The organism is Elusimicrobium sp., assembly GCA_015062115.1.
In the GTDB taxonomy this organism is placed as follows: Bacteria; Elusimicrobiota; Elusimicrobia; order Elusimicrobiales; family Elusimicrobiaceae; genus Avelusimicrobium.
Genome location: SUVG01000003.1, coordinates 199,119 through 221,301, shown reverse-complemented (window position 1 = coordinate 221,301; position 22,183 = coordinate 199,119). Strand labels below are relative to the sequence as shown.

General features: G+C 46.1%; 18 protein-coding genes and 3 tRNA genes. 10 read left to right on the top strand and 11 right to left on the bottom strand.

Translation table 11 applies throughout. The annotated features are described in order from the left end of the window. Positions 1-107: 107 nt before the first annotated feature. From E7027_03485 to E7027_03460, 6 genes are all read left to right on the top strand, one after another. Positions 108-938 (top strand): NAD(+)/NADH kinase, encoded by an 831-nt coding sequence (locus E7027_03485; GenBank protein ID MBE6421179.1) that lies wholly within the window; start codon positions 108-110, stop codon positions 936-938. Between the two features lies 1 nt (position 939). Next, positions 940-2,598: a DNA repair protein RecN gene (gene recN / locus E7027_03480; protein ID MBE6421178.1), complete on the top strand. Its 1,659-nt coding sequence runs from the start codon at positions 940-942 to the stop codon at positions 2,596-2,598. Further along, positions 2,591-2,875, top strand: a complete 285-nt coding sequence (locus E7027_03475) for a hypothetical protein (protein ID MBE6421177.1) — start codon at positions 2,591-2,593, stop codon at positions 2,873-2,875. Before recN ends, E7027_03475 begins: the two co-directional genes overlap by 8 nt. A gap of 142 nt (positions 2,876-3,017) precedes the next feature. Continuing rightward, complete coding sequence (locus E7027_03470; protein MBE6421176.1) at positions 3,018-3,359, top strand: hypothetical protein; 342 nt, start codon at positions 3,018-3,020, stop codon at positions 3,357-3,359. A 61-nt stretch (positions 3,360-3,420) separates the two neighbouring features. Beyond that, the gene (locus tag E7027_03465; protein ID MBE6421175.1) at positions 3,421-4,725 is read left to right on the top strand and encodes a hypothetical protein; all 1,305 of its coding nucleotides are present in this window, start codon (positions 3,421-3,423) and stop codon (positions 4,723-4,725) included. Further along, positions 4,722-5,822, top strand: coding sequence for a glycerate kinase (locus E7027_03460; GenBank protein MBE6421174.1), 1,101 nt, complete (start codon positions 4,722-4,724; stop codon positions 5,820-5,822). The genes E7027_03465 and E7027_03460 overlap by 4 nt, the downstream gene beginning before the upstream one ends. Before the next feature lie 37 nt (positions 5,823-5,859). On the opposite strand, the gene E7027_03455 is transcribed toward E7027_03460, so the two are convergent. The 5 genes from E7027_03455 to E7027_03435 form a co-directional block, all read right to left on the bottom strand. Beyond that, on the bottom strand, positions 5,860-7,590 hold the full coding sequence (locus E7027_03455; protein ID MBE6421173.1) for an ABC transporter substrate-binding protein: 1,731 nt from the start codon (positions 7,588-7,590) through the stop codon (positions 5,860-5,862). After that, on the bottom strand, positions 7,587-8,546 hold the full coding sequence (locus tag E7027_03450) for a hypothetical protein (GenBank protein ID MBE6421172.1): 960 nt from the start codon (positions 8,544-8,546) through the stop codon (positions 7,587-7,589). Before E7027_03450 ends, E7027_03455 begins: the two co-directional genes overlap by 4 nt. Before the next feature lie 9 nt (positions 8,547-8,555). Further along, a tRNA-Pro gene (locus E7027_03445) sits at positions 8,556-8,628 on the bottom strand. A 274-nt stretch (positions 8,629-8,902) separates the two neighbouring features. After that, positions 8,903-11,707 carry a hypothetical protein gene (locus E7027_03440; GenBank protein MBE6421171.1) on the bottom strand — a complete coding sequence of 935 codons (2,805 nt, stop codon included), beginning with the start codon at positions 11,705-11,707 and terminating at the stop codon, positions 8,903-8,905. 508 nt (positions 11,708-12,215) lie between these two features. Further along, a tRNA-Met gene (locus E7027_03435) sits at positions 12,216-12,289 on the bottom strand. A gap of 94 nt (positions 12,290-12,383) precedes the next feature. Between E7027_03435 and E7027_03430 the strand changes: the two genes are divergently transcribed. Further along, positions 12,384-12,454 (top strand) — tRNA-Gln (locus tag E7027_03430). Positions 12,455-12,499: 45 nt separating this feature from the next. Here the strand turns inward: E7027_03430 and E7027_03425 are convergent. Then, complete coding sequence (locus E7027_03425) at positions 12,500-13,114, bottom strand: ankyrin repeat domain-containing protein (protein ID MBE6421170.1); 615 nt, start codon at positions 13,112-13,114, stop codon at positions 12,500-12,502. Between the two features lie 99 nt (positions 13,115-13,213). Between E7027_03425 and lysS the strand changes: the two genes are divergently transcribed. From lysS to E7027_03410, 3 genes are all read left to right on the top strand, one after another. Then, positions 13,214-14,734, top strand: coding sequence for a lysine--tRNA ligase (gene lysS / locus E7027_03420; GenBank protein ID MBE6421169.1), 1,521 nt, complete (start codon positions 13,214-13,216; stop codon positions 14,732-14,734). A 247-nt stretch (positions 14,735-14,981) separates the two neighbouring features. After that, on the top strand, positions 14,982-16,076 hold the full coding sequence (locus tag E7027_03415) for a choloylglycine hydrolase family protein (protein ID MBE6421168.1): 1,095 nt from the start codon (positions 14,982-14,984) through the stop codon (positions 16,074-16,076). Positions 16,077-16,152: 76 nt separating this feature from the next. Further along, positions 16,153-17,448 (top strand): HlyC/CorC family transporter, encoded by a 1,296-nt coding sequence (locus E7027_03410; protein ID MBE6421167.1) that lies wholly within the window; start codon positions 16,153-16,155, stop codon positions 17,446-17,448. A gap of 47 nt (positions 17,449-17,495) precedes the next feature. On the opposite strand, the gene E7027_03405 is transcribed toward E7027_03410, so the two are convergent. The 5 genes from E7027_03405 to glmS are packed head-to-tail and all read right to left on the bottom strand — an operon-like array spanning position 17,496 to position 22,177. Continuing rightward, the gene (locus E7027_03405) at positions 17,496-18,140 is read right to left on the bottom strand and encodes an HAD family hydrolase (protein ID MBE6421166.1); all 645 of its coding nucleotides are present in this window, start codon (positions 18,138-18,140) and stop codon (positions 17,496-17,498) included. A 48-nt stretch (positions 18,141-18,188) separates the two neighbouring features. Continuing rightward, a complete protein-coding gene (locus E7027_03400) occupies positions 18,189-19,088 on the bottom strand; it encodes an alpha/beta hydrolase (protein ID MBE6421165.1) in 900 nt (299 codons plus the stop codon). A 14-nt stretch (positions 19,089-19,102) separates the two neighbouring features. After that, complete coding sequence (locus E7027_03395) at positions 19,103-19,990, bottom strand: NAD(P)H-hydrate dehydratase (GenBank protein ID MBE6421164.1); 888 nt, start codon at positions 19,988-19,990, stop codon at positions 19,103-19,105. Continuing rightward, a complete protein-coding gene (gene acpS / locus E7027_03390) occupies positions 19,987-20,334 on the bottom strand; it encodes a holo-[acyl-carrier-protein] synthase (GenBank protein ID MBE6421163.1) in 348 nt (115 codons plus the stop codon). The genes E7027_03395 and acpS overlap by 4 nt, the downstream gene beginning before the upstream one ends. Position 20,335: 1 nt before the next feature. Continuing rightward, positions 20,336-22,177 (bottom strand): glutamine--fructose-6-phosphate transaminase (isomerizing), encoded by a 1,842-nt coding sequence (gene glmS / locus E7027_03385; GenBank protein MBE6421162.1) that lies wholly within the window; start codon positions 22,175-22,177, stop codon positions 20,336-20,338. Positions 22,178-22,183 lie beyond the last annotated feature (6 nt).

Genomic DNA, 22,183 nt, shown 5'->3' with positions numbered 1-22,183 from the left:
ACTTTATTATATCATTTTGAACACTTTACGGAAGAAAACAAAGCAGAGAAAAAAGATTAGTTCCCCAGCGGCACGCCCACAGTCTTTTTTGCTACAATAAAAGTACTATGAATTCCAACCGTTTTGCTATCTTTTTTAATGAACAGAAACCCCTGGCCCGTGTGTTGGCGCAGGAAGTGGGTTCTTTTTTGCAAAAACGCGGCTTGGAAACTGTTTTTTTAACTTCCTTGGAAACGCTTTCGGCCCAAGCCTTTCGTCTCTTAATCTGTTTAGGGGGAGACGGCACCATGTTACGCTCTGCGCGCGCCACGGCACCGCTTGGGCTACCCGTATTCGGCATCAATTGCGGAACTTTGGGTTTTTTGGCCTCGTGCGAAAAAGAGGATTTCGAAACGGCCCTGGAACAAGCCCTGGACGGCTCCTGCCGATTTGCCGAACGGTTCATGTTACAGGTAAAAACTTTTGCCCCCGGCACCGAAGAACAAAATTTTTTGGCTTTTAACGATTGCGTATTAAGAGCCGCACATCCGCGGGCTTTCACCTTAAACGCCTCTTTCAACGGCAAACAAATTCCTTCTTATTTCGGTGACGGAGTTATTGTAGCCACCCCTACCGGTTCTACCGCTTATTCGTTAGCGGCCGGAGGGCCTATCGTGGAACCCGGGGTAGATGTACACCTGGTTACCCCCATTTGTCCTCACTCGCTCAATCAGCGTTCCCTTATTCTGCCGGCGCAAGGAACCCTGGAACTTATCCCCGAATTTAAGAACGAAGAAGAATTGGCCGTTTTAAGCATTGACGGACAAATCAACCTTACTTTGCCGCGTAATGCGCGGGTACAATTTACAAGAAGCCCCCTCAAAGCCAAACTGTTTTGTGCCCAAGAAAGAGATTTTTTCACGATTCTAAACCGCAAATTAAAATGGGGTTCGCGCTGATATGTTAAAAAACCTCACCGTAGAAAATTTTGCCATCATCTCGCATCTGTCGCTTGATTTTTCCCAAGGGCTCAATGTTTTTTCCGGGGAAACGGGAGCCGGGAAATCCATTGTTATTGAAGCCTTGGGGTTTGTGTTGGGTGCTCGCGGAGATGTTTCCCTGATTAAAGACGGAACCGAACGCTTGCGCGTATCGGCCGATTTTTCCGCCGATTTACTACCTGAATCCTTACGCCGCGAACAACAAATTTCCGGAGACACCTTCACCCTGCGCCGCGAACTGGACCGCAAGGGAAAAGGCAAAGCGTTTGTGGACGGACGAAGCGTAACCGTAACCACCTTGGCGCAAATCGGCCGCCATTTGGTAGATTTTCACGGGCAACACGAACACCAAAGTTTACTCCATACTTCCGTACATCTTTCTTTGCTGGACAAATTTGCCAAGCACGATAAACTACGTGAAGAAACCGCCCAAGCCTACCAACAAATGCAATCTTTGCAAGAACAGTTGCAAGCCGCACAAATGAGCGAGCAGGAAAAAGAACGGCTGTTGGATATGTACACTTATCAGTTACAGGAAATTGAAAAAGTAAACCCGACGGCCGACGAAGATTTGCAACTGGAACAAGCCCTTCCCAAAATGAAGCACGCCGGCAGACTTTTGGAAATGGCGGCGGAAGCCTACGGGGAATTGTACGCACAAGAAAATGCCGCCACCACCCGTGTGGCGCGGGCTTCCAAATTGCTGGAAAACATGGCCGGCTTAGATGAAAATTTATCTTCCCTTTCGCAGGAATTGAACGGAGCCTTGTTAACCCTGGAAGAAGCCTCTTCCTCTTTATGCGCCTATAAAGACGATATCCAACTGGAGCCGGACGCATTGGATAAAATGCTTTCCCGTCACGAAAAAATCAAACGCTTAAAGGCCAAATACGGCCCGGAAATCAGCGATGTTTTAGCCTGTGCCGAAGATTTACAAAATAAAATCAACTGTCTGCAAAATGCCGACGAGCAGGAAAAAGAATTGCAAATGCAACTGGAAAAAGCGCAAAAACACCTGCTTAAATTAGCACGGCAACTGCACGAAAAACGCATGACTGCCGCAGAAAAACTTTCCGCTCTTATTACGGAGCAAATCCGTCCGCTCGGGTTTAATTCCGTACGCTTTGCGGTGGCGGTGGAAATGGACGAGGAAAACCTGACCTCTACCGGAGCGGATAAAGTGGAATTTTTATTTTCTCCCAATCCGGGTCAATCGTTGCGCCCGCTTAAAAATATTGCTTCCGGCGGGGAAATTTCCCGCGTCATGCTGGGCCTGAAAACCGTGCTGGCCCCCACCGTGCCCGTTATGGTATTTGACGAAGTAGATGCCGGCATCGGCGGAGAAACAGGGCATTTGGTCGGGCAAAAATTGCATTTGGCGGCCCAAGGAAGACAGGTGCTCTGTGTAACGCACTTGGCCCAAGTAGCCGCGCAAGCCCATCAAAACTTTCGTGTAGAAAAACAAGCAGACAAAAATTCTACCGAAGTAAGCATTAAGCCGCTTTTCGGCGAAGATTTGACTCAGGAAATCGCCCGTATGTTAGGGGGCAATACGGATAGAAAATCAGCCGCGTTTACCCACGCGCAAGAACTCTTACAGGAGGCCAAGCGTGCTTAAGAAATTTTTTCCCCACCGTTGGGTTGGGCTTAAAACAGTAGAAGTAATTTGCCTGATTTTATTCTATGCTACTCTGGCCGTAGGCATCTATGCGTTAGGGTGTTTGATTTACACTTTTTTTGTTTCTCCCGAAACCTTGGCACAAAACTCTGCCCCGGCACGCAAACTCTACGGCTTTGCGGCGTTGCAGGCCGCGCTTGCTTGCGTGGCGGAACTGACCGTTGCCAAGATTTGTTCGGCTTTGCGCAAAACTAAAAATTATCTTTCGAAATACTAGCCTTCTTCTCATCTTGTTTTTTCGTTTTCGCTTTCATAGCCTTTTAAGACAAGGAAATTGCCTTAAAAGGTATATTCTTTGCTACAATATCAGTATAGGGGGGTAACAAATTTTCCCCATACTTACAAAAGGAGTGAAACTTATGTCTAAATGCTGTAAATGTGCAAAATGGTTTCCGCATAACTGGCTTTGCTTGAAAGGCCTTCGCATTATTTTCTTAGTGCTTTTCTACTTGGCCTTAGCCTTTGGTGTATTCCAAGCCTATGCCGTGTTCACGCATCCGGTACTTAGCGGACAAGAAATGTGGGCCGCCGCCGCTTATTATATCTTGAGCGACTTGGCCGCCGCCCTCGGCTTCTTAACCGTTGCCAAAATCTTGGGTGTACTCCGCAAAATTAAAAAAGCGGTAGCCCCTTGCTGCTGCACGCAAGAAAAACCGGCCGAAAGCACCATTGAAAAAGTAGTAGAAGAAGAATCTAAATAGTCTAAAGCGGTGCGTAGTTTTGCGCACCGCTTTCGTTTTGCCTTTTATTAAGTGAGGTTGTATGAAAAGAGCGTTCGTTGTACTTTCTATTTTATTAGTAGCCGCCGTATTAAATGCCGAAACCATTAAAATGAAAGACGGCAATTTAATCAGTGGTTCTATTGTTGCTCAAACGGAATACACCCTCAACTTGGCTACCTCGTACGGAACCATTACATTAAATCAACGAGAAATCGAACAAATCCTGCCCGACAAGCACCGCCTTGTCTTAAAAGGCGGCACGCAACTCATCGGGGTTATTTTAGATTTGGACGAATTTAACCTTAAATTGCAAACCGACGACGGAGCCGTAGTAAATGTGGATATGCCCCAAATCGTTTCCATTGAGAATTACGATTACGACCAAGGTAAAGAAGCCCAAAAAGAATATGTGAAGGAAAACTTGCAACGCCAAGAAGCCGCACAAACCGCCGCCCAGACCGCACAAACGGTTGCCCAAACAGGTAAAGTGGAAGCGGCCGGCGGGCTAACCTTCGATTCGGATATCGACCAGGTATTCGGGGCGCAAAATGCCACTGTAGTAAACGGAAAAGTCATCACGCCCGAAGCACGCGTAGAGCAAACCGCTCCGCAAAAAATGACGGATGAAGAAGCCTTTATCAAAGGCGAACAAGCAACCGAAAAAACCGTTCAAACTCAACCGGCCGAAAAAAGCAAACCTGCCAAAAAGAAAACAAAATTTAACGAGAAAAACTTTTCCAAGTATTTTGCCATACAGGCAGGCGCCATGCCGTTGGATTTGATGTTGGATAACTCCGCCGAAGCCGGTTACGAAAGCGAAACCGAACCCTATGATGTAGGCGGAACGAGTGTGATGGTGTCGGGCAAGTATTTATGGCGCTTGAAAGAAAGCAACTTTTGGCTGGGCCCCACTTTAACAATCGGCAACATTTCCAATTCCTCTTTTGTGGATAAAGACCCCAATGTGGCTGATGCCAACAATGCGGTAACTCCGGGGGAAGACCTGCCGTATCCCGATCCGCAAGTAAAAACAAGCGGACAAATTATTCAAGTCGGTGCGGCCGCCCATTATTATCTAACACCTAACAGCCCTTTGGCTTTTTATTTAACGGCTTCTGCGATGTACGAAATGTTGAAACTGAACTACCGCGGTGAAATTCAAAGCCACTCCGTTAAATCCAACGGATTTGCCGGTGCCGTGGGGATTGGGGTGGAAACCTGGGTAGATGATGTGATGCTCGGTTTGGAAGCTCGCCAAGTATTTGCCCAAAGAAGCGGAGCCCTGAAAGATTCCGCCGAGTCCAACACCGTTATCCAAGCGCAGTTAAGTTGGAAATTTGAATGAAAATTTTAGTATTACCCAATGCCCTGAAAGGTTCTTTGAGCGCGCGGGAAACCGCGCGTGTTTTTTCGCGTGCCTTGGATAAACGCCACACCGTACGAGCCTATCCCATCGCAGACGGGGGAGACGGGTTTATTGATTTTTTCAAAACATTAAGTCCCCAAGCGCGGTTGATTCGTGTTTCGGCAAAAAACGCTTTTCTAAAAACAGCACGCACTCATTTTTTAATGCTTCCCGACGGCAAAACCGCCGTGGTGGAAACGGCCCGCGTGTGCGGCTTGGGCAACACCCCCTCCCATAAGTTAGCCCCTCTCCGCGCGTCTTCCTTCGGGGTAGGAGAAGTGCTGCTTAAAGCCGTTAAAGCCGGAGCCAAAACCATTTATGTAGGATTGGGCGGAGTAGCCTGTAACGACGGCGGTGCCGGCATGGCTGCGGCATGCGGTGCGGTCCTTTCAGACAAAGACAACTCCCCCCTCCCGCTCGGCGCACAACCGCTTATAAACATAAAAAACCTCGATCTTTCCCCTCTGAAAAAACAATTTAAGGGTATTAAGATTATCGGGGTAGCCGATGTAACCAACCCGTTACTGGGCCCCAAAAGTTCTGCCAAGGTTTTCGGGCCGCAAAAAGGTGCATCTCTTGCGCAAGTGAAAATATTGGATAAAGCCATGAGTGTTTGGGCGCGTATGATAAAAAAAGAGACGGGAAAAAACATTTCCCGTCAACCCAGCACGGCCGCGGCAGGTGCAATAGGGGCGGGGCTTCTGGGGTGCTTCGATGCAAAACTGCTCTTAGGCTCCGAATTTTTGGTTAAAAAAACAAATTTGGAAAAAGAAATTAAATGGGCTGACCTGGTAATTACCACCGAAGGGAAACTGGACAAACAAACTTTTTACGGCAAGGCGCCATTAGCCGTGCTGACTTTGGCTAAAAAACGAAACAAACCTGTTTTATTTGTGTGCGGAAAATTGGAAGAAAAAGCCCTTAAAAACGAACCGCTTTCCCCTCAAAAAATTGCCGTCCTTACCGACTTTGCCTCCCCCGAACAAACACAAAAAAATGCGGCGAAATTTATCCGCCGCATCTGCAAAACTATTTAAGAATTATCTGTTTTTGTTTTATGTTTCAAAAACTTTTTTACTCTTTGAACATCGGGTAAAAATAAATACCCATGTACACGGGGTTATCCGCAAAACCTTTCACGCGCGAACGCATGGCCCATAAACCCGTGGGGTGTACGGTATAGATTTGCATGGCATCTTCGTGCATTAAATTATGTACTTTTTGATAAAGCGCGTTGCGTTTGGAAAAATCGGTTTCCGCAACGGCTTTTTCAATCAATTCGTCCGCTTGAGCATTTTTATATCCTTGCGATAACGCATAACGCCCTTGGCTATGCACAAACGGAAAATAGAAGTTGTGTGCGTCCGCATAGTCCGCCACCCAACCGCGCGCCCACATGGGCATTTGGCGTTTGGCTGTTTTTTCCAAAAACGCAGGCCAGGTAACACCGCGTAGTTCTATTTGGAATTTGGGGTTCAAACTTTCCACATTGCGCTTTAAGATTTCGCTGGCAATTTGGCGCATTTCGCCGCTGGTGTTGTAGGTAATGGTAAACTTAAAACCCTTTTCCCACACTTCGCCGTTCCATGCTTTTTGGAAATGTTCTTTGGCTTTTTCCAAATCAAAATGATAGCGGTTGAAGGAATTGTTGTATTTCACAAGCCCCTCCGGAGCGGGGCCTATTGCCAAAGTAGCACGGCCTTCCATAGATTCGCGCAAAAATGCTTCATAATCAAACGCATAGGCAAAGGCTTTGCGAAGATTCTTATCGGCGAAGAAGTCGGCAGGAATACCCGCCCCGTCCAATTTGCCGGAACCGACATCGGGGTTGGCCTGCATATTGATATCCAGCGTAAAGAAAATGGTGGGGTCGGTGCGCAAGCGAGGTAAATTGTCATACAAGGTTACTTCTGCGTTGCCTTGTAATTGCGAAATAAACTTGGGCGATAATTCCGCCACATCAACATCACCCGATTCCAACATGAGGCGCAAGGTGCTGGGTTCGTCCACCGTCATCATGTGGATACTTTTTAACCGGGGAGCCCCCGCAAAATAGTTTTCGTTCGCTACGAGCAGTAAACGCTTGGCGGCAATATCCCAACGGGCAACGGCAAAAGGGCCTGTGCCGTTAGTTTTTTGGAACAAAGGGGAATCTTCTTTAGCAAAATTATTAAATTGTTTCCAAGTGGCTTCGGTACCGTCCCACGCGCCGTTTTGAACGGCCCAATTTTTGCTCATCACATAACTCCACCGCGCCAAGATAGACAAGAACGGAGCAAAAGGGCGTTTGAGTGTGATGATTACTTTATCGTCTTCCACCCGAACGGCGTTTTCCGCGTCTTTGAAATCAAGCGAAATATTGCCTTGCTCGTCACGCGTAGAGGAAACACCCAAGATAGGTTCCAACAAAAGGCTGGAGGGGCCGCCCGATACATCAGCAAGCAAAAAACGCAGTAAAGAATAGCGCACATCTTCGGGCGTTAATTCGCTCCCGTCGTGAAATTTAACTCCCGTACGGATAGGAAATGTGTAGGTAAGACCGTCTTGCGAAATTAAACCGTTTTCTTTGGTAGGCACTTGCGTAGAAAGCGAAGGTTCCAACTCGGTCAACGAACTTCCTTTGAATTTCAACAAGGTATCGTACACATTGATTAACATGCCGTGCGTTACCCCGTCGTAAGAGTAAACGGGATCCAAAGATTCCATTTCCCCTTTGTGGGCAACAATCAAACTGTCCTTCAACGATTCCTGCGCGCAACCGCCCAGCAAAAACAGAGCCATTAAACCAAAAATTATTTTCTTCATTTTTTCCTCACTACATAGGCCACACCCTTTTTATTTTTCAACCATACTTGGGCAAACTGTTTGGCATCATACGCGCGGAGTACACCGTCTTTGGCGGGGGCGGCAGGGTCGGCCACTAAAATTTTCCCGTCGCGCCAACCGCGTATCAATACCAAATGTCCGGGGGTTTGTTCCAAACAGGCATTTTCCAACTCCCCTTTTTGATACCCGATGCTCGCCACCACCAACGAAGAAGGCGAAATCCACTCCTCAAGTTCCAAAAGGGAAGAAAAACGGCGCACAAAGGCTTCCGCGCCCAACTGGCCCGCCGCGGCCACATTAAACATCCAGTTACCGTAGATAGCGGCGGCTTGGTCAAACACTTGTTCCATTAACAGTTCGGGTGTTGTGTAGTAACCCAAAGTGTTAAGTGCCATACAAAGCGAAGTGGGGCTGCATACGCGGGAGTGTTCTTCCGTTGCCAGTTCCATTTGCGACAAGGGTTCCACCCCTATCATATTTTCACCGGCGGGAAGTTGTGAGGCATAAAATTCATCATACACGAAAGGAGCGCGCACCCCGCAAGCCATTAAGTTTAGCAGTTGCACCCGTCCGCTGAATTTCAACCGGAAACGGTATCCCTCCGCCGGGCGGGATAAACACAACTCGTCCACCAACACTTTACCGAACGCATCGGCCTGCTCCGGGAAACTGCGCTTGAATTTACTGGAAAGAAGGCCCATTTTATAATAACGGCTCCACTCCCCTTGGGAGCATACCTGTACTTCCAGCAAAATATCCCCCTCCATATCAGCCCGAAAATTGGCCGATAAAACTAAGCGGTCAAACAAAAAGGGAGTGAAAAACGGAAAAGTAGTTTCGGTAACGATTCCGTCGTCGCGCTGTTCTTCCGCGGTATCGGCGGGAGAATGCGAAATAAGAAAAGCATTTTGGCGGTAAAAATTGGTCTGGTTCATAATAAAAAATCGGGGCACCCGGACTTGAACCGGGAACCTCCCGCTCCCAAAGCGGGCGCTCTACCACTTGAGCCATGCCCCGAACTAATTATATTGTAGCAATTTTAAGAAAATTCCCCAAAGCAGAGGCTCAAACGCTTTTATGGTATGGAAAAATTTAACCCTGCCACCGCGCATTTAAGCACTTACGGGCAGGGCTAAATTTTACTGCGCCCACCAAGCGGTGTTCTACCGATGAGGGAGTGACCAAAATAGTTCCCTATTTTTTTATAGCTCTTTATTGTTAACTTTGCGAAAATTTGCACGAGGTTTTTACACTTGTCCTGGTTCAACTTACAGTAGCACAGAAAAATCTTTTACTTTTTATAACGCCATTTATAGCCGCCCGCATTTGGGCGAATACCTTTGCAAACCATGGCTATATTTGAATGATTGATTTTCATTTTTCTACTAGCATCAGTAATTGAAGAAAATTCTTGGATTACAGCTCCCGTATTTGGATCCAGCATTTCAATGGCTTTGCATTTGGATAGGGTAGATTTTTTAATTCTGCATTTTGGGCATCCGATACCCTTTACGCGATGTCCAACGGTTGCTTCCCATTCATAATCACATTTTGGACACAACCACCATGCTTTTTTGTCTGCATGTAAGGAAACCATTCTTGGTTTAAAATGGCCGTTTTTAGTAGGATGCCATTCTTTGGCTAAATCTGGTCTCAAATCCACAAGAGAATCTTTTCTCAGTTTGGTTATGTATTTTCTAATCTCATATTGATCACGTTTTGTATTTACATCTAGAGGAGCATAAACATAAGTTGGAAATAATGCTGTCTTTGATGTTATTTCAGATAATAAAATATGGATTACTTTATCTAATGCCTTTTTGGCATTTCCTAACCCCGGAACATGTAAAACAAAATCGGCAGTTTTGCTTTGTTCTTTATCTTGGGTAATATCAGCTTCTTTGATACGAATGAGTTTTATGTGATGTTCTCTACAAATATCATGTTTTTTCTTTTCACGTTGCAATTTCTCTCGTTTATGATAAAACACACCATCATATTCCACAGCGGTTTTAATAGAGGGAATATAGATATCTAGTTCCATTCCGTTTGAAAAAATATCTTTATAACGGTTGATTGCATCTGGAAAAACCTGTTTTACATAATAGAAAACGGCTTGTTCCGCAAAAGAGGTCTGTCTTCCACTATTGCAAATAGGACAATTTGTTCCATGAGAACGATGCAAAATACTAGCTTGATACTCATGCCCTTTAGAACAAATCCACCATACTTTTTTTCTAGTTCCGTACACCACTGTATCCGGAGAAAAAACATTTTTCGTAGGATGCCATTCTTTAGCTAGTTGTGGGTGAGTAGTTGCAAAATCATTTTTTCCCTTTACGACCACATGATTGGCACAGCAAGGGCAACCTCTTTTCAAAATATTTTTATTGCCGATTTTTGATTTATATTCATATCCGCATTTGGAACATTTCCACCACACGGATTTGTTACTGGCCGGCGGAAAATCTTGAGGAGTTAGCGGATAATTTTTTTCATAATTCCATTCTCGCAAAAGTAACGAATCGGTAATACACCCATTCTTTTTAACGAAGGTGGCTCTATGATGCTCTATACGTTTTTTTATACCACATTGGGGGCATCCCGTATCTCTTTTAGTTCTTGCTAAAATTTGTGCTTGCCAACTCTTGTGACAAACAGAGCATATCCACCAGGCTTTTTTTGTACTCGTGGCCACTACCTTTGATGGAATTAGATCTTTATTTTTTTCACAATCCCATTCCTTTGCTATATCTGGAAATCGGGTTTGTAAATCGTTGAATCCAGTTAAAACCTGATGATTCGAGCAAATTGGACATCCTTGACCGGAAGTCCTATCATGCACACTTGATTGGTATTCATGGCCTTTAGAACATTCCCACCATACAATTCTATTGCTGTGTGCAGAATATTCCTCTGGTTTAAGCCCTTTATTTCTTTCATAGTTCCACTCTCGCAGGAGAGTCGGATCCTTTATACCCAGACCTTTTTGCATTATATTTTGTCTAAGGGTTTTTTGTCGTCGTTCCGGCAGGCATTTTGGACACCCTGTTCCATATACCCTCTCTATAACACTAGTTTGCCAACGGTGATTACATTTAGGGCATTTCCACCACACTTTTTTCTTTGTTTTGGGAATAATATCAGTAGGTTTTAGGGAAGCATTCTTTTCGTAATCCCATTCTTTGGCGAGGTCTGGATATAAGGTTGCTAAATCATTATAGCCCACTAAAAGTTTATGATTGGAACAAATAGGGCAATTTCCACCACTTGCTCTATGGTTTACTGTCATCTCATAGTGGTGTCCCTTTGGACATATCCACCATACTTTTTGATTACTATGGACCATACATTTGTCAGGAGATTTGCCGTCGTTTCTTTTAGTATCCCATTCTTTGGCTAAATCCGGAAATGAAGTTTGGAAATCGTTAAATCCCGTTAGAACTCTATGCGAAGTGCAATAAGGACAACCGGCCCCAGCAGATTTGCGTTTTACCGCCATTTCGTAAGAGTGTCCCAAATTGCATTTCCACCATACTTTAGCATTGCTACCTCTGCTTAAACAAGAGGGATCTAAATGTTTATTTTTCTCAAAATCCCATTCTTGCTTCAAGTTGGGACAAACTGTAAACAAGTCATTTATCCCAACCCTAGGAACGCGCCCAGAGCAAGCCGGGCATCCCGATTTGTGTCCAATGCGGCTACTACCACTTGCCTGCCAAGTATATCCGCACTTCGAGCATTTCCACCAATATTTTTTATTACTTTTAGGTCTAATATCTCTAGGAGTTAAAGAGTCATTCTTTGTTGGGTGCCATTCTTTTGCTACTTCGGGATATAAGGTTGCGAGATCATTAACTCCTGGAAAGGCGACCTGTCCCGTACAGTTCAGGCACCCATGTTTTCTGTAAGTCCTTTTATTAATAGCTGTTTGCCATTTATAGCTACATTTAGAACATTTCCACCAAACTTTTTGGCTACTTTGTGCAGATAGCTGGGTGGGATCAAGGCCTTCTTTGTTGTTGGCTTCCCAATCCCATTCTTTCATTAGTTCTTCATTTTCGCTGATGTATTTAGGCATAGTGATTATTACCATTATTATAGCATTGTCAAAACAGTCAGTACTTTTCTGCCAAAAAGCATGTAAAATGGAAGAAGGAATTTTAGTAGGAAAAAGATATGTTGCCAAGATATGTCAGAATTACTTTCTGCCATTTTTCTGCCGAGTACTTTCCCTTTTTTGACATTTTTTGTTAATAAAATTTTCAGTTTCTCGACGAGAAAGCATAAAAGAGAGTGGTTCAGTAAAAAAGGGCGGTTTTTAGTGCCTAAAATTGCGCGGGAAATTTGATTTCGTCGATGAGAAAAATTTAGGCCCCGCGATTGCGGAGCCCAAATTTTACTGCGCCCACCAGGACTTGCCTTCCGGTAAAATTCCTGACGAAATTTTCCTGCAGGCCGGGCTCGCGGTTTTTGCCTTTCGCGGCTTACGCACGCTCAAACAAAAACATCGCTCCGCCTTTCAAGTCCCGTCGCAAGCAAAGCAGTTTGCTTGCTTGGGCATAAAAATTTGCCCCTGCCGTAAAGGCAGAGGCAAATTTTACTGCGCCCACCAGGACTTGAACCTGGAACCCACCGATTATGAGTCGGTTGCTCTAACCGATTGAGCTATAGGCGCTAAATCTATTTTTATTATAACAAATTATGAGAAGGGAAAGAACTGGGCGGGCAGTTTTCTCTTTCTAAAAAATGTGGTAGAATATTTATGTTACTCCGGGATGGTGTAATGGTAACACGGGTGCCTCTGGAGCATTAATTCTAGGTTCGAATCCTAGTCCCGGAAAAATTTAATACCGCTCTTTTACGAGAGCGGTATTTTTATTTCAAACTATTTTTCTACCGGGCGCAAGATAGAAACTATCAACATGGCTTGGCGATAGTCCGTTTTTTCTTGGTCTGTTAAATATTCGTTTTCCGCCAACAGTTGCGCCGCGGTGCGGCCGTCTTGTCCGGCAAGATCGGGGTCGGCTCCGTGCCGAAGTAGTTCCTTGATAACCGCCGCTTTATTATGGCGAGCCGCCAACAACAGTGCGGTATTTTGCATCTTATCCGTTGTGTTTATCGTGCCGCCCACTTGAGAGAGCAAAGATACTATTTCCGCAGATTCGTTATAGCGGGCCGCCTGCATCAAAGCGGTTTGGCCGTTGTTGTCCGTTACAAACACATCAGCCCCGTCCAAAAGCATTTTACGCAAGATATTCGCATCTTTCGTATAACGCGCCGCATAAAAGAGGGCGGTTCTTCCGCTTTTATCCTGCACATTTAAGTCGTCGCTGCGTTTAAGCAGGCGCAACATATCTTTATTGGACGCACTGCTTTCAAATCCGCGCATCAGCAACGTTGCCCCGCGCTCATCTACCCGGTGGAAACAGTAGCGGTAGTACAACCCGCCGCCTAACATAAGCAAAACAACAATAAACCAAAAAACAGTTACTTTTTTCATATTTAATACCTACCGTTTATTGTATCAATTCCCGTGCGCGCGCTCCAAGGCCTAATTTTGCTAAAATATACTTAATACTATTTACGAGGTTTACTTAAGATGGCTAACGAAAACAATCAACAACCGCAGCATAACAATGCATTAGACGGTATCATTGCCCAACGCTACGCCGAAGTACAAGAACTTCAAAACCAAGGCGTAACCCCCTATCCCAACCGTTGCGAAAAACAAATTTCCTGCGCCGAAGCCAAAGCCGCCGAAGAAGGAGCCGAAGCCGTTACCGCCGGCCGCTTGGTGCAACTGCGCTTAATGGGTAAAGCCGCTTTTGCCCACTTGCGCGATTTCTCCGGCCGCGTACAACTCTATATTGCTAAAGACCAACTTGGCGAAGAACCTTATACCTTCTTCAAAAAACATATCGCGGTGGGAGATTTTGTCTCCGTCAGCGGTCATATTTTTGTAACCAAAACGGGCGAAAAAACCATCAAAGCCTCTAAATTAACCTTACTTTCCAAAGCGATTCGCCCCATGCCGGAAAAATACCACGGCCTTCAAGACACCGAAGTCCGTTTCCGCAAACGCCACTTGGATTTGATTGCTAACGAAGATGTAAAAGATATTTTCATCAAACGCGCCAAAATTATCTCCTCTATCCGCCGCACTTTGGACGACAAAGGCTTTTTGGAAGTGGAAACGCCTATTTTGAACCCCTCTTCCGGCGGTGCGATTGCCCGCCCGTTTGAAACCTTCCACAATGCTCTTAAAATGCCGCTTTTCATGCGTATTGCGTTGGAACTCCACCACAAACGCTTAATCATCGGCGGCATGGATAAGATTTACGAAATCGGGCATATGTTCCGCAACGAAGGTATCGACACCACCCACAACCCCGAATTTACCATGATGGAACTGTACCAAGCGTATGGCGATGTAAACACCATGGCTGATTTGTTTGACGAAATTTTAGGAAACGCCGCCAAGGCTATCGGAGCGGAAGTTATCCATTTCCGCGGATACGATGTAGATTTGCGCCCGCCGTACAAACGCCTCTATATCCCCGAAGCCTGGAAGGAAAAATTCGGCCGCGATATCCACGAAGTACTTAACGGCCGTCAGTTCAACCGCGAAAAATTGGAAGAAGTCGCCCGCGAACAAGGCGTTAAATTCAGCGCGGACGATTCCGACTCGGCGATTTTTGACGAACTTTTTGAAGGGAAATTGTTAGCCGGATACCACAACCCGGTAATCGCTATGGATTATCCCACCGCGGTAAGCCCCTTTGCCAAAACTAAACCCGGCGACCCGGAACTGGTGGAACGCTTTGAAGTGTTTGTAAACGGCCAAGAACTCGGCAACGCTTATACCGAGTTGAACGACCCGGCCGACCAACTTCAACGCTTGAAGGACCAAGCCGAAGCCAAAGCGGTTGCCAAAGGCGAAGATGCGCAAAACGCCGATATTTTGGACATGGACTACATCGAAGCCATGGAAAGCGGTATGCCCCCGACCGGAGGCATGGGCATCGGCATCGACCGTATTATTATGATGCTGACCGGGCAAGATTCTATCCGCGAAATCATCTTGTTCCCGACTCTTAAAAAATTGGACGAAGAAAAATAATTCTTCTTATACCCGTTCAAAACCCCGGGCTTTTTATCCCGGGGTTTTTTATTTACTCTTGCGCTTTTCTAATATTTTCAAGTGCTTTTCTATTTACTCATCACGGTTTGGAGGCCGCCGTCATACCCGCAAGAATTCCTTTCTTCTAATCTAAATTTACCCATACCCAAAGCACCGTTCATACGCCACACTAGCCGTACAGGGGGAAGGGCGGACAGACTATATTTACCCGCTCTTAAAAAGCAGTATGAAAAAAATAACAGCCTTATTGGCCGCCGCAACCTTAACCGCCACGGCAGTTACCACAGCACCGGCTTGTACGGGCATCTCGCTTACCGCCAAAGACGGCACCCGTATCCAAGCGCGCACCATTGAGTGGAGCGGATACGACTTAAAAGCCAAACTGGCGGTTTGGCCGCGCAATATAAAAAAAACTTCCTACACACCGGATGGGAAAAACGGACTTACCTGGACGACCCGCTATGGGGTAGTAGGGGCCACCACCGTCATGGACGAGTTTATCACGGAAGGCATCAACGAAAAAGGCCTCTCGGCAGGTATTTTCTTCTTTTCGCATTACGGGAGTTTAGCGCCATACAACCCGAACAAAGCAAAAAAATCGGTCAGTGATGCGGAACTTGTACCGTGGATATTAACTAACTTTGCCACGGTAGATGAAGTGTTAAAACATCTTAAGAAAATAGACATTATTCCTATCGCCAAGCCCGATAAAAAGGGGAATTATAACACGGGCCATTGGCGTATTGCCGATGCCAGCGGCAGGAGTGTAGTTTTGGAAATTACCAACCGAGGAGAACGCAAGGTGTACGAAAACGAAATCGGCGTGCTGACCAACTCGCCCGATTTTGCTTGGCATTTGGGCAACTTAAACAACTACATTAACCTTATGCCCGGAACCGTGCCCGAAAAAACCTTTGGCGGGGCTAATTTGTTTTCGTTGGGTTCCGGCTCGGCTTTATTAGGTATTCCGGGCGATTTCACACCGCCCTCTCGGTTTATCCGTGCTTTCTTTTGGTTGCATGGTTCGCGTAAACCGTTAGACCAATACGGAGCCGTCACGCAGGCATTTCATATCTTAAATGCGTTTGATATCCCGATTGGCGCGGAATTTGCACCGAACCAACAAATTCCGGATATCCCGAGTGCTACCCAGGTTACCTGCGTCAGCGATACCACACACCCGACCTTCTACTACCGCACGATGTACAACTCGCAAATTCGCAAAGTAGATTTAACCAAAATCAACTTTGATACGGTTAAATACACGGTCACTTCGCTGGACGAAAACCCGAAAGAAGAGTTCAAAGAACGGGCTTTTTAAGAAGTAAACCCAACAAAATGCTCCCTTCACTGAAGGGGGCATTTTTTTTATCAATTTGCTACACTATAATATATTTATGACAATCTTTATTATCCTGTTAATGTTGGGCTTCAACGCCCTTTTAGCCGCGTACGAAATGGCCTTGGCTTCCGTTTCCCGCACCAAACTTTCCATTTTAGCCCAAGAAAAACGCTTGGGCGCAGATGCCGCCCTTTTTATGAAAGACCACATGGAAGGGAGTTTGGCCGTGGTGCAAATCGGTATTACCTTGGTGGGAGCCATTGCCGCCGCTTTCGGCGGGGCCAGCGCGGACGAAGCCTTCGCTCCGATTTTGCAAAATTGGCTGGGTGTATCCAAGAGCATCGCCGAATTACTGGCCATGGCTTTTGTGGTTGTTCCGCTTAGTTTTATTACCATTGTATTTGGTGAACTTACCCCTAAAACTTTCGCCATTAAAAACAAGGAAATGGTTGTATTAAAACTTTCCCCGTTGATGCGTGTGATGTATTCCGTTTTATATCCCATTGTTAAAATAATGGAAACACTGGTTCGCTTTTTTACCCACAAAACTTTTACCAAAACTCCCGACCCCAAAGAAGCCCAAAAAGCCGCCATGGCCGACTTACGCACCGCCGCGGCGATTGCTTCTTCTTCCCGTTTATTTGGGAAAACGGAAGAAAAAATTGTGCTTTCCAGTGCGCGCTTTTGTATTCGCAAAATTCGGGAAATACAGGTTCCGCTTGAACAGGTATATATGCTTGAGGCCGATGATTCCATTGCCGATACTTTTGTAAAAGCGCACTTGGATATGCACACCCGCTTCCCCGTACGGGCCAATCCGCAAAACTCGCAGGATATTATCGGCTACCTCAACTTTAAGGATATTTTCCTTTCCACCAAAATGACGGCCGGCACCACTTCCACGGCGCGTTCCATCGTCCGTCCTATTTTGCGATTGGAAGCCGAAACCATTATCTCCGCGGCCCTTGAAAAACTGATGAAAAACAAACAGCATATCTGTTTGGTAACCGAAGGGAACACCGTAACGGGTATTTTAACATTGGAAGATATTTTTGAAGAAATGGTGGGCGAAATAGAAGACGAGTACGACTTTTTCCCCGCCTATATCCGTCCGTTCGGCAATGCTTATATCGTCAGCGCAAGTGCTAAAATGGCGGATATTTTCGAACGGCTCAACTTACCCCTTCCGGCCGATATGCCCTCTAACACTACCCTGGAACAATGGGTACAACAAAAATTAGACCATGCCCCCACCAAAAACGAACGGATTCGGGCAAACGGTTTACTGCTCGAAACCCGCAAATTCAGGCGGCATAAACTAATGGAAGCAATCGTCAGTAAAATAGATTAAGAAAATTAAAAGCCCCTTTTAGCAAGGGGCTTTTTTATGGGGAAACATTAAATTATCTCTAATATATCGGAGGTTTTATCCGCCAAAAAAGCAGGGTGATAAGAAGCCAACACTTCACGGCTTTTGAAACCCCAGGTTACCCCGCAGGAACGCACCCCTGCCCGTTGTGCCGTCATCATATCCACGTCGGAATCGCCCACATATAAGGCATCTTCTTTGGCCACTTGGGCAAAGTTCAAAATTTCTTCCACAATCGTCGGGTCGGGCTTTATCGGCACTCCTTCGCGTTGCCCCAATACGGATACAAATTTTATTTCGGGAAAGAAATGTTTTACCAACCTTTCCGTAGCACTTTGATATTTATTGGACGCTACCGCCAACAATACTCCGCGCTCCTGAAAGGTTTTTAACATTTCGCAAATGCCCGGATAAGGGCGGGTATAATCCCATAAGTGAGAATCGTAATACTCAAAAAAAATCTTTCTTGCACGCGCTACATTTTCGGTGCTTCGGTGAGAAAGCGGAAGGGAACGTTCCAGCAGTTTTACCACTCCGTTTCCCACATAAGTAACACACTCGCCCTCTTTTAATTTTTCAAAACCCATTGCGGTAAGAGCCGTATTGCAGCCGCCTTCCAAGTCGGCAATGGTGTCGAGCAAAGTTCCGTCCAAATCAAAAATTGCTAATTTCATGTATGCTCCTAAAAAATACCGCCCGTTTTGAAAGCGGGCGGTGCTGATTTATAAATGTTCACGGAAAAAATCTGCCAAGCGTTGTTTGTATTCATACCCGCCGACTTCGGCACATTTATTGTGAGTAGCCCCGGGAACAATCCACATTTCTTTGGGGTCTTTTGCTTTTTTATAAAGCATCCTGGCTTGAGAACCGGGCACTATATTATCGCGGCGGCCGTGAATAATAAAAACCGGCCTCGGGGAAATTTTAGGGATATTGTATTTAGGGCTATAGCGTTCCGGGTTGGCTCCCAAATACTTGCGGATATAGTGCAAAATAATGGGAATAAGCGGGAAATAAGGCACCCGGTGGCGCACCCATGCCCAACGGGAAACTACCCGTCGGAACGAATAATAAGAAGCCTCCGCCACCACACACATAATTTCCGGGTTTCGGGCGGCCTCACAAATGGCTACCATGGCTCCCATGGACAAACCATACAACCCTATTTTTTGGCAAAGTTGAGGGCGGGTTTCCTTCAAAAATTTAATAGCCGCACTTACATCGTTTACTTCCAAATAGCCGATAGAACTGGTCTTACCGCCGCTCTCACCCAAAGCGCGAAAATCGAAGTAACACAAGTTAAAACCCAAATCGCGCAGAAAGTAAGTGTTCTTCAAAATATCCGAGCGGTTCATGCCCCACCCGTGCATAAGAATAATGGTTTTAACCGATTCTTCCGCACAAGGGATAAACCACCCTTTAATTTGCACATTGTCTTGCGTTTTGAAGGAAATATTTTCGTAGGGCAAACCATACTGATCCGGCCAAATGGTGAGGGGTTTGCGTTTGGAAGCAGGATGAAGAACCTTCCGCGCCGCGCGCATACAAAACCATACGGTAGTTAAAGCAATTACCGCAATCGAACCGAGTATGACAAAAATAATATACCAAACGGAATTCATTTTTCCTCCAGTATCTATTCTACTATTTCTTTTATCGCAGACGGTATATTTTCAGCCGTAAAACCTGCAAGCACGCCATAATCCGTTTTTATTTTGGCGGCCAAATCGCCCGCCAAGCCATGCACATAAACTCCACATAGGCAGGCCTTTAACGCACTGGAAATATCAAATTTTTCCGCTGAGCCCAGTTGAGCCCACAAACCGGCTATCACGCCGGACAGAACATCTCCGCTTCCGCCCTTTGCCAAAGCCACCCCGCCCGTAGTGTTTCGGTACACTTCCGTTTGATGAGGTGCTCCGACCAAGGTCTGCCGTCCTTTCAGAACGCATACCGCTTTCGTTAAAGCAACCAGGCCTTGTAAAGCCGAAAGTCTTTCTTCTTCCTTAGCAGGAGTGAAATCTTGCCCCAACAAACGGGCGGCTTCTCCGGGATGCGGAGTAAAAATAGCGGGCACACGCGGAAATTCCTGCACACCGGCCAAGTAATTAAGAGCATCAGCATCTATAACTGTGGGCAAAGTATTTTCCCGAAACAAAATCGGCAACAGGGGGCTTTCCCCCATACCCGGCCCCACAACCAGCAAAGAGGGGCCGTGCTTGGAACAAAAATTTTTTAATACAGGCCAACCTTCCGCAGAAATTTTCCCGCTTTCGGTTTCCGGCAAAGGTAGTGTAATGGCCTCCGGTAAGGCAGCGGCAAACGAAGGTTGCATACTTTCGGGTAATGCCCAGAAAACAAGTCCGGCCCCTGCTAAAAGTGCGCTTTTGGCGCATAACAATCCGGCCCCGCACATTTCGCGCGAACCTGCCACCACCAACACCCGCCCGAAAGAGCCCTTGTGGGCCTCGGGACGACGAATCGGTAATAATGAACGCACCCATTCGCGTGTAATTTCTTTCATCGTTGCACCACCACCATGGCACAGGCATATTCGTCCGTGTGGGAAAGAGATATTTGAACGGCTAATCCGTCCATGCGTTTATCGTTTACCCGCACTTGCGGACGGCCGTTTTCCAAATTGGCCACTTGGATATCCTTAAAAGCAAACCCGTCAAACGGAAGGGCTTTGTAAACGGCTTCTTTGGCGGCAAAACGAACGGCTAAATGTTGGTAGCAATTTTTGCGGGCCCGGCAGTAAGCAATTTCTTCCTCGGAAAAAATACGCTCCAAAGCGTTTTGTTTCTCAGCAAACGCTTTGATACGCGCCACTTCCACCAAATCCGTTCCAATGCCGACAATTTCCATTTTATTCCACCGTTACGCTTTTGGCTAAATTGCGCGGTTGGTCAATATCGCACCCCAAGCGTTTGGCAATCCAATACGCTAAGAACTGCATGGGAACAACATTAAGAACCGGTTGTAAAAACTCGCTGACTTGCGGCACTAAAAACACCTTGTCCGCCACGCCTTTTGCTTTGGCAGCAGAGTCCGGGGTGGTAATGGCTACCACATAAGCCCCGCGCGCGCGGCACTCCTGGCAGGCGGAAAGCATTTTTTCAAACAGACGGTCTTTGGGCATCAACACAAAAACAGGCGTTCCTTTATCAATCACGGAAATGGGGCCGTGTTTTATTTCGCCGGCGGCAAAGCCTTCGGCACTGCGATAAGAAACTTCTTTCAGTTTCAGGGCCCCTTCCAAAGCAATCGGGAAGTTTACATTTCTTCCCAAGAAAATAAAGCGATCCGCTTTGTAGATTTTGCGCGTTAAGTGGCGCACATCATATTCCATTTTTACGGTTTCACTCATGGCTTTGGAAAGATGCATCAACTCTTTATAGAGTTTATCAAAAGAGGTCTTGCCTAAATTGCCATTGGCTTTTCCCAGGAAAATAGCCAACGCGTATAACGAGGTAATTTGGCTGGTAAATGCCTTGGTGGAAGCCACGCTGATTTCCGGCCCGCAATGCGTAAAGAAAGTGCTGTCGCACGTGCGGGTAAGGCTAGAACCCAGCACATTGCAAATGGCTAAAGTACGGAACCCAAACTCTTTGGCTTTTTTAACCGCGCCGATAGTATCAGCGGTTTCGCCCGATTGGCTGATGGCAATTGCCAGCGTTCCGGGGATTTCCGGTACGGTGCGATATTTATACTCGCTGGCTAAATCTACGCTCACCGGGATACCGGCAAATTGTTCCAAATAATACTTACCTACAAGCCCTGCATGATAGGCCGTTCCGCAGGCAATGATGTGAATATTTTTGAGTTGGCGCATGGCTTCGGTATCCAAACCCAAAATTTTTCCGAAGTCTGTGCGGGCCGTGCGGAGAGTATCTTCAATGGCTTGGGGTTGGTCGTAAATTTCTTTGAGCATGAAATGCGCATAACCGCCCTTTTCCGCCGTTTGTTGGTCCCAAGAAATTTTTACCTTTTTGGGTTTCTTTTCTTTGCCGTTTTTATCGAGCAAAGTTACCTTATCCACACGCAAAAGTGCTATTTCGCCGTCTTCCAAAAAGATAACTTTATCGGTATGTTTCAAAAAAGCAGGAACATCGGACGCCAAAAAATTTTCGTTTTTACCGACCCCCACCACAAGCGGGCTTTGGTTTTTCACGCCAATTAAAAAACCCGGGGTTTTCGTCCACAATACACTGTAGGCAAACGCACCGGAAATTTCTTTGTTGGTTTTTTGAACGGCTTTTAACAGAAGGTCGGCTTCCTTGGAAGCGCGAACATGTTTCAGGTTTTCTTCTATCAGGTGGGCAATCACTTCGGTATCCGTTTCACTTTTGAAACGATGGCCGAGCGATTCCAATTTTTCACGAAGAGAAAGATAGTTTTCGATGATTCCGTTATGAACCACCACAATTTCGCCGGAACAGTCGGTGTGAGGGTGGGAATTTTCTTCGCTGGGTTTCCCGTGGGTAGCCCAACGGGTGTGCCCAAGACCGGTGTAGCCTTTGGGGCTGACTAAAAGAGAGGCTCTTTCCAGCTCGCTCACTTTTCCTACTGCACGAACCGTTACCAATTTACCGTCTTGCAAAATAGAGATCCCGGCAGAATCGTAACCGCGATATTCCAATTTTTTCAGACCGTCAATGATATAGGGAACACTGTTGTTGTTTCCTACATAGCCGATTATTCCGCACATAGAACG